Below are 12192 nucleotides of genomic sequence, written 5' to 3'. Positions count from 1 at the left end.
TGGTCTGTCGGTTAGGCCGCGTCCGTCTCGATGAGGCTGTCGGCCCAGGCGCGGACGGCGGCGGGGTCGTAGCGCAGGTGCTTGCCGATGCGTATGGCCGGTGGGCCGGTGCGCTTCTTGCGCCAGGCGTAGACGGTTTCGACGCTCGGCAGGCGGAACATGGCGGTGAGGTCTTCCGGGGTCAGGTAGTGGTCAGGGAGTCCGGCGCGCAGGGTGGTGAGCGCGCCAGGCTGCTCGGGGCGGGTGGTGGTCACCGTGGCTCCTCGGACGGGTCGGGTGGTGCTGAGGGGCTGGGATCGCTGACAGAACTGACAGAACCTCGCCGTCGGGCCGCTGACCTGGTGTTTCTCCGGTTCTGAGTGCTCTGACAAAACCTCGAAAAACTCTGACAGAACCTCCGGGCGGGGGGTTCTGTCAGAGCGCTCGTTTTGGGGCGGGGAGGTTCTGTCAGAGTTTTCGGAGGTTTTGTCACGCCCGTGATCAAGGACGTTTGTGCAGGTCAGCGGGTTAGAGCGGGGGTTGTGTCAGTTCTGTCAGCGGATTGGGGGTTCTGTCAGGCGCCGGTGAGCGGCGGGGTGATGCTGGGGTGGGTGTCGTAGCGGGGCGAGGGTGGCCGGCCGCCGCGGCCGGTGCGAGGGGGCAGGGGCTGTTGGCGGACCCATCCGTGTTCTTCGAGCAGGGCCAGGGCGGGGTCCAGATCGGTCATGACGGGGAAGTCCCCGCGCGCCAGGCCCCGGAACAGGTCGCGCTTGGTGAAGCCGGACAGGCGCTGTTCCTTGAGGTGGGTCAGGAGCTGGTGGGCGGCTTCCTGTGCGGGGTCGGCGCCCATGTCGTCGAAGACTTCGAGGGCGTGGGCGGTGAAGTAGTCGCCCAGCTCGGTGGCGGCCGCCATGGTGGCCGCTTCGATCGGGAGCGCCCATCCGTTGTCGGGGTGGGTGGCCAGGTGAAGCAGGGCGGCTATGCGGGCCACGGCCCCGTCCCGCTTGGACGCCCACTTCACGATCGGGGCGAGTGAACCGCCCTTGCCGATACGGGACTCGGTGACCTTCTGGTAGGCCAGCATGACCGCGTCGGCCTCGGGGGTGAGGGTGAGCAGGGCGGGGTCGGTCCAGTCCGCGAGCGCCATCGTCAGGCCACCGAGGCGCTGGGCGTAGGTGGCGGTGGTCTCTTCGGTGATGAGGTCGGGGGTGAGGTTGCGGGACCCGACGAGAGAGACGGGTTTGGCGTAGAGGAACCGTGCGAGCAGGCCGCGCCCGTCGGCGCCCTTGACCCGGCCGATCGAGTCCAGGACTTCGGGCTGGATGGCCAGGGCCATGGTGACGGCGGGGTTCTCGATGTGCTGGGCGTCGCGGCCCTGTCGGTTGACGCGGGTCATGTCTCCGGCGTGGCCCTTGAGGAAGACGCCCATGTTCGGGGCGCCGGAGTAGCGTCCGGCGATGATGTCGAAGATCTCGCCTTCGGCGGACATGACGCTGATCCGGCCGCCCTGCTCTGCCAGCAGGGTGGCGAGGCTTTCCGGGGTGACGTCGTCCGCGACCAGTTGAGGCTTGCACGGCACGGTCAGTTCGTCTGCCTGCTGGGCCAGGTGGACGGCTTCGGCGGTGAGCTGGTCCCGCAGCCCGGGTTCGGCCGCTGCTGCTTTCTGTGCGGCCTTGTCCGCCGCTGCTTTGGCGAGGCGGGCGGTGGTCTCGGCCTCGGCCCGCTGCGGTCCGGAGAGTTCCACGAGTGTCTTCTCGACCGCGAGTAGCGGGCCGGTCATGAGGGCGAACACGGCGGATTTGCGGTTGCCGGGTGGCAGGGCGACGGCGGTGTAGAGGTTCACCGGCTCACGCCAGTGCCCTCGCACGCAGACGGTGGCACGGCCGCCGGCCGCCGTGGCGATGACGCCCAGGGCTAGGCACCCGGCGAGATCGGCCGGTGTTTGCGTCTCCTCGGCGACGGCGGTGACCATGTCCCCGAGCCAGGAGGGCAGGGTGTGGACGGGGAAGGCGGGGAGCGTGCGGCGGTGGTTGAGGGGTACCGGTTCGTCCCACATCGGGCCGGTGATGGACTCGGGGTCGAGGGCGTCGAAGCCCTCCCACAGATCGGCGGTCATGCGGCCTTGCTCCCTTCCGTGTTGCCGAGCAGCGGGCAGTGTTCGGGGTGGTCGGTGTGGGCTTCGATGAGTGCGAGGACCCCGGCTCGGCCTGTGGCCTTCCGGTCGTATCCGCACGCGCACCAGGTGCGGGCGGACGGGGTCGCGGAGTAGGACGGCGGGGCGACGATGTGCAGCCACCGGATCGCACGATGGGGTTGCTCGGTGCCCGTGGGCGGGTGCTGGTCAGGGCGGACAAGACGAAGCGGACGGCCTTCGGCCGACGACTTCCGGGCAACAGCCGCACGCCCGGGAAGGGGCTGCTGTTCAGGGGCGTCCGGCAGGCCTGTCAACCCGAGCTGCTCGCCCATCGGGAGGGCGACGGTTCGGTTGCTCATGCAGCCCTCCCCGTCATCGCGTTGAGGCCGTTGGTGACGGCGCGTTCCGCGTACGTCTCGGGGACGCCGACGGAGACGGCTGCGGCGACGATCTGCTGCCCCAGGGCGTCCAGGCCGCACGGTCCGGGGCACTGGGCGTGCTGCTTGCCCAGGAATTGGGCCACCCCGAACGCCTGTGATCCGGCGCCCGATTCGGTGCGGGATCGCACCATGGCCAGACCTCGTTCCAGGCCGGTGCGGATGTACCGCTCGGTGTGCCGGCAGCCGGTGGCCGTGGTCGCATCCCATGTGGCGCGTACAGGGGTGGAAGAGACCACCTCCCCACGGGCGGGGGTGGTCTCTTCCCTCTCGACCAGGGCGCGGACGGCAGACGGCAGGTGCGTCATGGTGCCGGTACCGGGGCCGAGCCACCGGGCGTAGGCCATGAGCGACTTGATGTCCACGCCCGGCCGTACCGAGTTCGCAGACCGCGTGGCCCCCAGGTAAATCCAGTGCTCCCCGCGGGTTGTGGGGACAGTCCTGGTGGCGGGCAGGGTCTGACGTGCCCAGGAGACGGCTTGCGCGTTGTCGAGGTCCACGACGGTCAGTCCGGCGCCGCCCGGGTGGTAGGCAACGGCTTGGGCTTCACGCCACGCCGCAGCCCACGCGGGGGAAGCGAGCAGGGCGGTGTTGGTGGTGGCGGCGGCCCAGCCGTGGCACACACCGGGGCAGCGGCACTCTCCCGCGTGCTTCATGTGAGGCCGCCCACCGCAGGCGTTGCCGTCGCACGCACGGCAGTTGCCGAATGGCACCTTCCCTTCCCGCAGGGGCAGTACTGGCACGCCTGCTGTTGCAAGCTCCAGTGCGATCCGTAGGCAAGGCCGTAAGGCGCGCTCTCGCCGGATTGGTACAGGTTGAGTCATGCTGGATGTCTCCAGTTCTCTTGTGTGAGGTGCTGGACGAGGGCGGCCCCGATTCATTGGCGTGAGACGGGGGCCGCCCTCGGCGCAGCTATCGGTGGTGCTTCCAGCGGGCGTACTGCTGCCGGACGTAGTGGCGGGGGTCGCAGATGACGGTGGTGTCGTCCAGTTCCATCAGGCGTCGGGCTGCCTGGGTTGCCACCTCGCTCGCGCCGCCCGGGACCCCGGCGCGCTCGTCGTCGAGAGCGATGCGGTCGAGAACGGCGGCCTTGCGCAGCCAGAACTCCCGGCCCAGCGTCGTGCCAAACGGCTTGTCGGCCGTGGTCTGCGCGGTCCATCCGATCTCGCGGATGACGCTCGGGGCGAGCGAGTAGGCGGTCTCCGGTGTCGGCCAGTTGTCTGGTTCCGGGCGGTGCTCGGTGCTCGGGTGCAGCTGCTCCATGTCAGTGCTCCTTGGTGCTGTCGAGGGCGGGGAGTTCGGGCAGTCCGGCGCGGGTGAGCGCGGCGGGGTCGAAGCCGGGCAGGGCCTCGCGGTGGATGAGGGCTTGGGCAAGAGCAGTGGCGTACGCGGCGCCTTCGCGAGCGACCTCGATCTGTGCTCCGGCGCGCAGGGCTTCGACGCGTTCGGTGTGGGCGTGCTCTTCACGGCGCACCGTGGTCTGTCTGTCGTAGGCGACGGTGGCGCGGCGGTCGGTACGCCAGTACCGGGCAGCGATCCCGTACGCCACGGCGGTGGCCAGGACCCACAGCAGCAGTGGAAGCGATAGCCCGTCGGCGTATCCGGTGACCCCGGCCAGCGCCAGCCCGCCGGAGGTCGCGAACGCGGTCGCCGCGAGGACGCCGTCACCGCCACCCCGTCCGGCGGCGGCGAAGGCGCCGGCCATTGCGGCCCCTGCGGCGAGGACGACCATCAACGCGGCGTTGCCGACGGAGTGTTCGGCGCCGTTGGCGTTCCAGATCCGTCCGAGGATGAGCACGGTGGACGTGGCAACAGCTGGGGCCACCTTCGGGGCCGCGAGCGCGACCCAGTGGTGTTGAACGAGCGGTTCGTTCATGGCGGGGTCCTCCTACAGGTTGGGGATGGCGTCGATGACGGCGGTGGTGAGTTCGTTGATGGGTCCGGATGCGCCGGTGGAGGCGAGGAAGAACCCGAACATGACGGCGATGAACGCGGAGCCGTAGCCGAGAGTGTTGGAGCGGAGCAGGAAGAACAGGACCAGTCCGAACAGCAGGACCAGCGAGACGGTGACGGCCACGACGGGCCCCTTTCCGGTGTGGTGGTGCCGAGGTGGGTTAGCGGGTGCCGTCGCGGTGGAGGCGGGCGGCGACGTTGTAGAGGTGGCGGCCGACGCGTATGCGCTTGCCGGTGGCCTTGCAGCGGCGGCAGTCCTTGCCGCGCTTGGTGCGGCCCTTGCGGTCGGTCTTGGTGGCGTGGCCCATCCCGCGGCATTTGCGGCAGTTCCCGAACGGCGAGGCCGCACACAGGTATGTGTAACCGAGCGTGACAAACAGAAGGAGTGCGCTAGCGAGCAGGGCAGGGGTCATGACGGGGCCTCCAGGCCTGTTTTCAGGGGTTCGTGCAGGTGGACCGCTATGTGCTAGCGGCCTGATCAGATGCACGATGGGCCGCTATCAGGGCTGCTATCGATAGCAGGGTGTGGCGCTATCGATAGCAGCACCCGCGCGTCAGCCCGCGTCCCGATTTCCGTTACGCTCCGCAACCGAAGCGGCGATGTCATCGCGCTTGATGCCGCGCTTGTTGACGAACTTGCCGTCGATGCGGCGGCCCACCTGCCCGGCCGCGATGCCGTACGGCTTGAGCGCTGCGGTCAGGTGCGCGGTCTGCTCCTCACCGGACATGCGGACCCAGTCGCCGTACCGTTCGGGCCGCAGGTCTGCGAGGCGTTCGACGACGGTCTCGTTCCACACCTTTGACTCGTCCGCGGGGATGACCGCGAGGATGTCCGGCAGCAGCGAGTCCGCGGCGCCCTGACTGGCCTCGAACGTCTCCCCGAGCGCGTGCCCGGACAGGGTTCCGGCGGCTTCGCGCAGGCGGCGGGCCCGCAGCCCGATCACCTCGGCGGTGGGGGCGTCGACGTAGACGGACGAGACGATCCTTGCGTCGGCGCCTTCACCGACGAAGTAGTGGATGCCCTTGTCCTTCCACGAGAACATCGTGGCCCGGATGCCCCGCTTGTAGCTGGACGTGCCGAGGACCATGTCGTTCTCCAGCTGCCCCATGACCTTCAGGCACCACCGGGCCGACGCGTTCGCGCTGATCCCGGTGGGCAGGGCCTTCGCGTCCGGGCGCTGCGTGGCGAGGAGCAGGACGATGCCGGTGGCGGGGCCGCGCTTGACCAGGTCGGTGCAGATTTCCTCGAACTCCCCGCCGTGCTTGGGGTGCTCGAACCACACCTGGCACTCGTCCACGCCGATCACGATCGGGTGCAGTCCGAGCTTGGGCTTGTTGGCCAGCTCGGACGTCACCTTCGACTCGGGGCAGATGTCCCGCGGCAGGGACCGGATCATCTTCGCGCGCCTGCGGAGTTCGGTGCGCAGTTCTCGCAGGTCAGCGAGGGCGTATTCGATGTCCTCGTCGTCGTCTCCGGCCCGGTGTCGGTGCGAGACGCGCTCGCCGACGGGGTCGAGGTCGCCGGTGCCCTTGAGGTCGTAGGTGTGCAGCTCGGCCCGGGTGTCGAGGGCGGCGATGAGCAGGAGCAGGCGCAGGAGGAACGTCTTGCCCATCCGCGGGATGGCGCCGATGACTCCGGCGATGTACATCAGGGTGATGTCGACCCAGCGTCCGCGCTGGTCAGTGCCGAAGGAGACCGGCTTGAACAGGTCGACGGAGCCACCCTTGATCAGGGGCCATGCGGGCTTGGTGGCGGTCGACATGTCCTGGTCCCCGACCCACAGGACCAGGCGCCCGGTGTGCTCGTCCGGCACGGCTTCGGGCCACACGCAGCCGAGCGGGCGGCGCAGGCCGGAGGCGAGCTTGTCTCGCCGTTCGATCACGTCGGTGACGGTCACGCCGTACGGGAGGTCGCCCTCCGCACGCCAGCCTGGGCCGTCGCGGGTGATCGGGGCGGTGAACGTGAACCCGTCCCGCCCCTTGCTCTGCACCTGATTGATCGCCGTGATGCCCAGTGCACCGAGGGCCCGCAGCACGATGTCGGACGTGAGCTTGGGTGCCTTGGTCATCTCCACGGCCCGGGTGATGACCGGTGCGTCTGCCTGCGTGCCGGCCGACCCGAGCGCGAGCAGCACCGCCCCGACCGACAGGGCTTGGAGCCAGCCGGGGGCGAGGACGTAGATGGCGAGTGCGGCACCGAGCCCGACGAACATGGCGAGCACCGTGATCAGGGTCCGCAGCCGGACCCGGCCGTCACGCTGGCGGGAGAGCTTCAGATACTCGGCCGCGTCCTCGCGGCGGACGGAAGCGAGTCGGACCGGCTCGCCCTCGCGGTCGGCAACCCACCGCATCGTGCCGCCCACGAACTTTGCCGCACCGCGCGGCGACTGAAAGGCGAGCCGGGCCGCGTAGTACGGGGACCGCAGCGCGTGATACCCGGCCAGGTGCCCGTAGTGGCCTGCGGCCCAGCGGGTGGCGGTCTTGAACTCGGTTCCGGAACACAGCCACAGCGGAACGATCGCCCTGCGTTTGGCGCCCATGATGCGGCCCATGAACCCAGGCCCGACTTCCGCTGGACCATCCACCATCACGGGCTCGGTCGGGTCGCCCGACCCAGCATCCGACCCGCTGCCCGACCGTGTGGCGTGTGGGTTGGCCGACCGGTCGGCCGACTCGGATCGGGCCGACCGTGCCTTGTCGAGATCGACCACGTCCCCGCCCGAGTCTGGTGCGGTGGCGGCCTTCATGTCGGCTTCGAGTCGGTTGAACAGTTCGCTCTCGTCGTCGTGATTCACTGACAGTCCTTCCCGGACTACAGGGGTTGGAAGGGGTCCGGACGGCGCTTTGGACGGCCTACCGTCCGGACCCCGCATGGCAGTTGCTGTGCAGTTCAAGCGGCGCGCTGTTCTTCGGGATAGGCGCAGGCGGGGCACATGCCGAGCGAGGTCGGGATGCAATAGCCAGCGTCCGTGCGGCACTTGGGGCAGGTCCGGCGTGCTCGCATCGCTTTGGCGAGTGCCGCGGCCCGGCCCGGTGTCATCGGGCGTACGGGCTTGGCCATGTCGACGCGGTAGAGGTAGGCGACCGACACACCCGCTTTGCGGCGGCGGGAGCGGCGCATCACCTGCGCGGCGACCGGCTGGCCACCGGGGCGCAGTCCGCGGTCGCGGAGTTGGCGGCGAGTGGCGTAGCCGTCGGGGGCGTACTTCCACGGGAAGGTTGGTATCCCGTGAAGGGCGCCCGTCGGGTCGTAGCACTTGCCGAACGTCGGGGACATCAGGCCGCCACCCCCGGTGCCGAATCGGCGCCTGCACCGCGTCGGCCGGCACGGCGTCCGGACCACGTGGCGAACAGCCTGCCGAGCCCGGCGCGGCGAACACCGGCCCGGCCCTGCTTCGCTGCGTACATCGCTTCATCGGCTCGGCGGAGCAGCCCGGACAGGTCTTCGCCGGGGTGGTCGGCGGCGCGGACCCAGCCGAGCGACACCGTGGTGTGCACGGCCGGGTCAAGGCCGTCCGCGGGGCGGGCGAGCACTCCGTGCAGGACCGCGAGGAGGTCGGCGGCGGTGCCGTGGTTGTCGATGACGACCGCGGCGAACTCATCGCCCCCGAGCCGTCCGGCGACCCCGTGCCGGCCGACGTAGTGGGCCAGCCGGTCAGCGGTCGCCTTGAGCAGAGCATCGCCTGCGGCGTGGCCGTGGGTGTCGTTGATCTGCTTGAACCTGTCGACGTCCGCGAGGACCACGACCGCCTGCGGACTCTTGAGCAGGGCGGTGGCGCGACGGGTGAAGCCGTCGCGGGTGCGGAGCCCGGTGAGCGGGTCGCGGCGGGCGGTGTGCAGGCGGCGGCGAAACCACATGGTGTGGGCGGACCATCCGGCAGCGAGCGGACCAGCGGCCGCGAGGGTGGTTAAGACGGTGTTCACGCCGCCACCGCCCCGGTGCCGTCGCCGTCGTTGTCCTGCTCGGTGACGATGCTGTGCAGCGGGTGGGCTGCGGCTCGTTCGGCCTTGAGGGTGTCGCGCAGGGTGCGGGCGGTGGCCTGGGAGACGTGCACCGCGGTACGGATGCCATCCGCGGTCAGTGCCGTATCCGGCCAGGCCGCGGTGACCTCCCGTGCCTCGGAAAGGATCTCGTCCGGGGTCCGCTTCCCCTTCGCCTTGCTCGGGGTACGGCGCGCGGGCCGCTTGGCGGTCGGCTTCGGCTTGGTCTCGCGGCCGCCGTCCTGCTCCGGCTTCTCGGTGGGCAGCTCTGCTTCACTCGGAGGGTTGAGCTCCCCGAGCTTCATCAGCACCCGTTCCGGACGGGGTGTCTTCGACCGCCACAGGCGGCCGTGGCGCTCGCGCAGCTCGGCACGGGCCAGCTGACGTTCCCGCTCGCGGGCCAGCGCATCGGCGTAGGAGGTGATCTCCCACAGCGTCATCCGGCGCCACAGGGCGAATGTGGAGGGAAAGGCGAGCAGCCAGCGGGAGGCGCGGATCTTGTCCATGCGCCGGCCGGTCACCGCACCGATGCGTACCGCGTAGATGTGGGCGCCGATCTCGGAGAACACCACCCACAGCAGCGGCATCGTCCCGTGCGCGACCTTCGCCCATGTGTCGTGGCCTGCCGAGATGTTCAGACCGCAGGTCACCAGGGTGAGGACCCAGGGAACGAACCGCACCCAGGCCAGCGCCATGTCCATCCGGATCAGCAGCAGGTTCGCCACGGAGAACACCGGGATGGAAACGTCCATGCCGACCGGCACCATCCACGGCTCACCGAATCCCCACCGCAACGCCGCGGCGGACACCGCGTCGAAGGAGGAGATGAGGCCCAGCGCGCCGACACCGGCCGCGGCAAGAGCGCCTAACCCGGCCAGTCCCATTTCCGGGCGGGTCAGCGGCGGAACCGCCGGCCGATCCGTCGTCTGCGTGGTGGTCGTCATGCTGCTGCCTTCCGGGACGGCAGACGGCGGCCGACGGGCCGCGACAGCGCGACGACGTTGAACAGCTCCGGCGCGAACGCCTCGATCGCCTCGGCGGCGACCTGGCTCACGCGGTCGGGGAAGTCGGGGTTGTCGGCGAGGATGTCGCGGGCCGCGTCCATGCGGGCCGCCCGCTCCATCTCGCTCTCGCCCTCCACCCCGAGCCACAGCTCAACCGGGGTGCCCAGGGCCAGTTCTACAAACTCTGCAGTGCTGGCCGCGATGTGACCGGCCACAATGTTCTTCATGGGTCGTGTGCTCCTTCATGGTGGAACGGCCCAAAACAGCGGCCCTGGTGTTCGAGCACCGGGGCCGCGCGCCGTTGGGTGGGTCGTTCGTGGGTACGAGCGACCGCGGCGACCCGACACCGCAGCCCGCCGGAGGGGCAGGGCGTATGTCGGGCACCGTGAGCGCTGGTACGGGTTCGGTTCTCCTGCTCGCACGGCGCTGCTCGTTCCGGGGAGTTCCGAGATCCCGGAAGTCGTCGCAGCTTCAAGGTGTGCCGTAGCGGTTCTTTAGAGCCGATGGCGTGTCCCCCACACGGAGGGGTGGGGCCCGGTTGTGACACCGGGTCCGGTCTCGATCGGCTGGTCTCCACTCGCCTCGGCTGGATCGGTCACGGCCGTCGTGCTGCGGTGGATCACGCTGTGGAGTTGTTAAACGGCGTGGCAGAACTGCGCGTTCGCATCAGAGATGCCAATGTGGCAGCCATGAGGAACATGTATTACCTGTTCCTCATCATGCGGAGGAGAGTTCGCGCCGTCAAGCCCTTCGGCCGTCCGGCTCTGCGAGCCCTTCTCCCTCGATGTGCTTCAAGACTGGCGCCAACGCCGAAGACGATCGACCCCGCGCATGTACGACTGGTTGACGACTTCGCTACGGTGAAGTCGTCCCAAGTCGTCCCACTGGGGGAGAGCGCGACATGGCAAACGAGAGGTTGCGCGGAGCGATCATTGAGAGCGGACTGACGCTTGATCAAGTGGCTGCGAGGCTCGGTGTATCGGCCAAGACCGTCGATCGCTGGATCAGCGAGCCGAACCGCAAGCCTTACCGACGATTCCAGTACGCCACCGCATCGCTACTGCAATCCGAGGTGTCTTACCTGTGGCAGGAAGAGCGGACGTCGGCCGAGGTGACTGAGGCCGGAGCAGCAGAACTTGTCCAGCTGTACCCGCATCGGTCCGTCGTGCCGAACCGCCTTTGGCCGCAGCTGTATGCGCAGGCGAAGGACCACTTCGACGTGCTCGTGTACTCCGGGTTCTGGCTCACCGAGGACGCTGCGTTTCACCGCGTGGTGAAGGAGAAGTCCGCGGTCGGCGTCTCGATTCGATTCATGCTGGGCGATCCAGGTTGTGCCGCCGTCGAGGCGCGCGGTTTGGACGAGGGCATTGGCCCCGCCATGTCGAGCAAGATTCGCAACGCCCTGCTCAACTACAGCTCGCTGTTCGGGCTTCCTGGCGTTGAGTTCCGTCTCCACTCCACGACGCTCTACAACTCGATCTACAGGGCGGACGACGAGATGCTGGCAAACGGCCACTTGTACGGCGTCGGCGCGTACATGGCGCCTGTCCTGCACATCCAACGTGTGCCAGGGGGAGAGCTGTTCGACGCGTACGCTGAGAGCCTCGAACGAGTCTGGGAGAACGCCCGGCCCATCTCCAGCCCCGACGACGTCGGAGGCCAGCGCACATGAGCCGAATCGACCACTACAACGACCCGACCGCCCCCATGGCGAACTCCGTCGTTCCTTCGGTTACGGCCATCGTCTGCGATGGCTCGGGACGGCTGCTCCTCATCCACAAGACGGACAACGATCTGTGGGCGCTGCCGGGAGGTGGTCACGACATTGGCGAGAGCGTGGCCGAGACCGTCATCCGGGAAGTGGCGGAAGAGACCGGGATAGCCGTTGAGGTTGACAGCATCGTGGGCCTCTATACCAACCCGCATCACGTGATCGAGTACGACGACGGCGAGGTCCGGCAGCAATTCTCGATCTGCTTTCGTGCCCACCCAATCGGCGGTTCGCTCCGTACGAGCAGCGAGTCGAAAGAGGTCCGCTGGATAGATCCTGCGGACCTCGATGGCCTGGACATTCACCCGTCCATGCGGCTGCGCATCATGCACGGCCTGGACGGCTCGCGGCGTGAGCCCTACATCGGCTGATCGGCGGCCTTGACTAGCGCGAGGCGCCCCTCGACTCGCCTTGCGGCTGCATGGATTTCTGGGGCCGCTCGTTGGATGAAGCGACCCACGGTGGTGTCCGGGCCGTACCGCCTCACGATCTCGTCCAGTCGCTCGGATGGCGTGGTCTCTACGCCGTCCGGCGTCGTCGTCATGTCGCAGAACACGAGTGCGTCAACGAGCTCGGGGCGCTCAAGCTCGAACTCGCGCTCAAGCTCCTCTCGGAGTCCACGTTCCTCAGCCTCGAGGATGGCGCAGGAGTGATGGGCCACAAGGCGAACGACCCGCTCGTCCGCCCCTTGCGTGCGGAGGAACCGGGCGCCGTCGAGCGGGTGAAAGCCTGTGACGGCCAGCTCGGGCGAATACCCGATGTCATGGAGCACTGCGGCGGCTTCCAAGAGCTCCGCATCCTCGCCGAGAACTGGGGCAAGGGCCCGAGCGCGCTTGGCGACCCCGAGGGAATGCGCCCACCTCCGCGGCAGCGGGTCGGACAGCAGCGATTCCGATAGCGAGTGCGCCCACTCATTCAGTCCCATGGCGGCCA

Annotated in this window: 16 protein-coding genes; 2 read left to right on the top strand and 14 right to left on the bottom strand. The window is 68.9% G+C overall.

What is annotated here, in order from left to right:
• Window positions 1–11: 11 nt before the first annotated feature.
• The 13 genes from OHA03_RS05465 to OHA03_RS05405 form a co-directional block, all read right to left on the bottom strand.
• Complete coding sequence (locus tag OHA03_RS05465) at window positions 12–254, bottom strand: AlpA family transcriptional regulator (protein WP_267001307.1); 243 nt, start codon at window positions 252–254, stop codon at window positions 12–14.
• A 299-nt stretch (window positions 255–553) separates the two neighbouring features.
• A complete protein-coding gene (locus OHA03_RS05460; protein ID WP_267001305.1) occupies window positions 554–2095 on the bottom strand; it encodes a YfjI family protein in 1542 nt (513 codons plus the stop codon).
• Window positions 2092–2472: a hypothetical protein gene (locus OHA03_RS05455; RefSeq protein WP_267001303.1), complete on the bottom strand. Its 381-nt coding sequence runs from the start codon at window positions 2470–2472 to the stop codon at window positions 2092–2094. Before OHA03_RS05455 ends, OHA03_RS05460 begins: the two co-directional genes overlap by 4 nt.
• A complete protein-coding gene (locus tag OHA03_RS05450) occupies window positions 2469–3374 on the bottom strand; it encodes a bifunctional DNA primase/polymerase (RefSeq protein ID WP_267001301.1) in 906 nt (301 codons plus the stop codon). The genes OHA03_RS05455 and OHA03_RS05450 overlap by 4 nt, the downstream gene beginning before the upstream one ends.
• An 88-nt stretch (window positions 3375–3462) precedes the next feature.
• The gene (locus OHA03_RS05445) at window positions 3463–3813 is read right to left on the bottom strand and encodes a hypothetical protein (protein WP_267001299.1); all 351 of its coding nucleotides are present in this window, start codon (window positions 3811–3813) and stop codon (window positions 3463–3465) included.
• A 1-nt stretch (window position 3814) separates the two neighbouring features.
• A complete protein-coding gene (locus tag OHA03_RS05440; RefSeq protein WP_267001297.1) occupies window positions 3815–4426 on the bottom strand; it encodes a hypothetical protein in 612 nt (203 codons plus the stop codon).
• Window positions 4427–4438: 12 nt separating this feature from the next.
• Window positions 4439–4627 (bottom strand): hypothetical protein, encoded by a 189-nt coding sequence (locus OHA03_RS05435; RefSeq protein ID WP_266980323.1) that lies wholly within the window; start codon window positions 4625–4627, stop codon window positions 4439–4441.
• 37 nt (window positions 4628–4664) lie between these two features.
• Entirely contained in the window at window positions 4665–4916 is a 252-nt protein-coding gene (locus OHA03_RS05430) for a hypothetical protein (RefSeq protein WP_267001294.1), read from the bottom strand.
• Between the two features lie 141 nt (window positions 4917–5057).
• Window positions 5058–7298, bottom strand: coding sequence for a cell division protein FtsK (locus OHA03_RS05425; RefSeq protein WP_267001292.1), 2241 nt, complete (start codon window positions 7296–7298; stop codon window positions 5058–5060).
• A gap of 95 nt (window positions 7299–7393) precedes the next feature.
• Window positions 7394–7780: an RRQRL motif-containing zinc-binding protein gene (locus OHA03_RS05420; protein WP_267001290.1), complete on the bottom strand. Its 387-nt coding sequence runs from the start codon at window positions 7778–7780 to the stop codon at window positions 7394–7396.
• Window positions 7780–8427: a GGDEF domain-containing protein gene (locus OHA03_RS05415; RefSeq protein WP_267001288.1), complete on the bottom strand. Its 648-nt coding sequence runs from the start codon at window positions 8425–8427 to the stop codon at window positions 7780–7782. The genes OHA03_RS05420 and OHA03_RS05415 overlap by 1 nt, the downstream gene beginning before the upstream one ends.
• Complete coding sequence (locus tag OHA03_RS05410; protein ID WP_267001286.1) at window positions 8424–9428, bottom strand: DUF2637 domain-containing protein; 1005 nt, start codon at window positions 9426–9428, stop codon at window positions 8424–8426. The genes OHA03_RS05415 and OHA03_RS05410 overlap by 4 nt, the downstream gene beginning before the upstream one ends.
• Window positions 9425–9715 carry a hypothetical protein gene (locus tag OHA03_RS05405; protein ID WP_267001284.1) on the bottom strand — a complete coding sequence of 97 codons (291 nt, stop codon included), beginning with the start codon at window positions 9713–9715 and terminating at the stop codon, window positions 9425–9427. Before OHA03_RS05405 ends, OHA03_RS05410 begins: the two co-directional genes overlap by 4 nt.
• 674 nt (window positions 9716–10389) lie before the next feature.
• Between OHA03_RS05405 and OHA03_RS05400 the strand changes: the two genes are divergently transcribed.
• On the top strand, window positions 10390–11160 hold the full coding sequence (locus tag OHA03_RS05400; RefSeq protein ID WP_267001282.1) for a helix-turn-helix domain-containing protein: 771 nt from the start codon (window positions 10390–10392) through the stop codon (window positions 11158–11160).
• Window positions 11157–11630, top strand: a complete 474-nt coding sequence (locus OHA03_RS05395; RefSeq protein ID WP_267001280.1) for an NUDIX hydrolase — start codon at window positions 11157–11159, stop codon at window positions 11628–11630. Before OHA03_RS05400 ends, OHA03_RS05395 begins: the two co-directional genes overlap by 4 nt.
• On the opposite strand, the gene OHA03_RS05390 is transcribed toward OHA03_RS05395, so the two are convergent.
• Entirely contained in the window at window positions 11618–12184 is a 567-nt protein-coding gene (locus OHA03_RS05390; protein WP_267001278.1) for an HD domain-containing protein, read from the bottom strand. The genes OHA03_RS05395 and OHA03_RS05390 overlap by 13 nt on opposite strands.
• Window positions 12185–12192 lie beyond the last annotated feature (8 nt).

The sequence above is a fragment of the Streptomyces sp. NBC_00154 genome (assembly GCF_026342835.1).
Taxonomy (GTDB): domain Bacteria; phylum Actinomycetota; class Actinomycetes; order Streptomycetales; family Streptomycetaceae; genus Streptomyces.
The sequence above is the reverse complement of the archived record's forward strand: the minus strand, read 5'-3'. Positions and strand labels throughout refer to the sequence as shown.

Excerpts from the sequence above, each read along its gene's own strand:
- OHA03_RS05460 (WP_267001305.1), bottom strand. The coding sequence starts at position 2,095 with ATGACCGCCGATCTGTGGGAGGGCTTCGACGCCCTCGACCCCGAGTCC.
- OHA03_RS05390 (WP_267001278.1), bottom strand. The coding sequence starts at position 12,184 with ATGGGACTGAATGAGTGGGCGCACTCGCTATCGGAATCGCTGCTGTCC.
- OHA03_RS05430 (WP_267001294.1), bottom strand. The coding sequence starts at position 4,916 with ATGACCCCTGCCCTGCTCGCTAGCGCACTCCTTCTGTTTGTCACGCTC.
- OHA03_RS05395 (WP_267001280.1), top strand. The coding sequence starts at position 11,157 with ATGAGCCGAATCGACCACTACAACGACCCGACCGCCCCCATGGCGAAC.
- OHA03_RS05400 (WP_267001282.1), top strand. The coding sequence starts at position 10,390 with ATGGCAAACGAGAGGTTGCGCGGAGCGATCATTGAGAGCGGACTGACG.
- OHA03_RS05450 (WP_267001301.1), bottom strand. The coding sequence starts at position 3,374 with ATGACTCAACCTGTACCAATCCGGCGAGAGCGCGCCTTACGGCCTTGC.
- OHA03_RS05440 (WP_267001297.1), bottom strand. The coding sequence starts at position 4,426 with ATGAACGAACCGCTCGTTCAACACCACTGGGTCGCGCTCGCGGCCCCG.
- OHA03_RS05445 (WP_267001299.1), bottom strand. The coding sequence starts at position 3,813 with ATGGAGCAGCTGCACCCGAGCACCGAGCACCGCCCGGAACCAGACAAC.
- OHA03_RS05455 (WP_267001303.1), bottom strand. The coding sequence starts at position 2,472 with ATGAGCAACCGAACCGTCGCCCTCCCGATGGGCGAGCAGCTCGGGTTG.
- OHA03_RS05405 (WP_267001284.1), bottom strand. The coding sequence starts at position 9,715 with ATGAAGAACATTGTGGCCGGTCACATCGCGGCCAGCACTGCAGAGTTT.
- OHA03_RS05410 (WP_267001286.1), bottom strand. The coding sequence starts at position 9,428 with ATGACGACCACCACGCAGACGACGGATCGGCCGGCGGTTCCGCCGCTG.
- OHA03_RS05420 (WP_267001290.1), bottom strand. The coding sequence starts at position 7,780 with ATGTCCCCGACGTTCGGCAAGTGCTACGACCCGACGGGCGCCCTTCAC.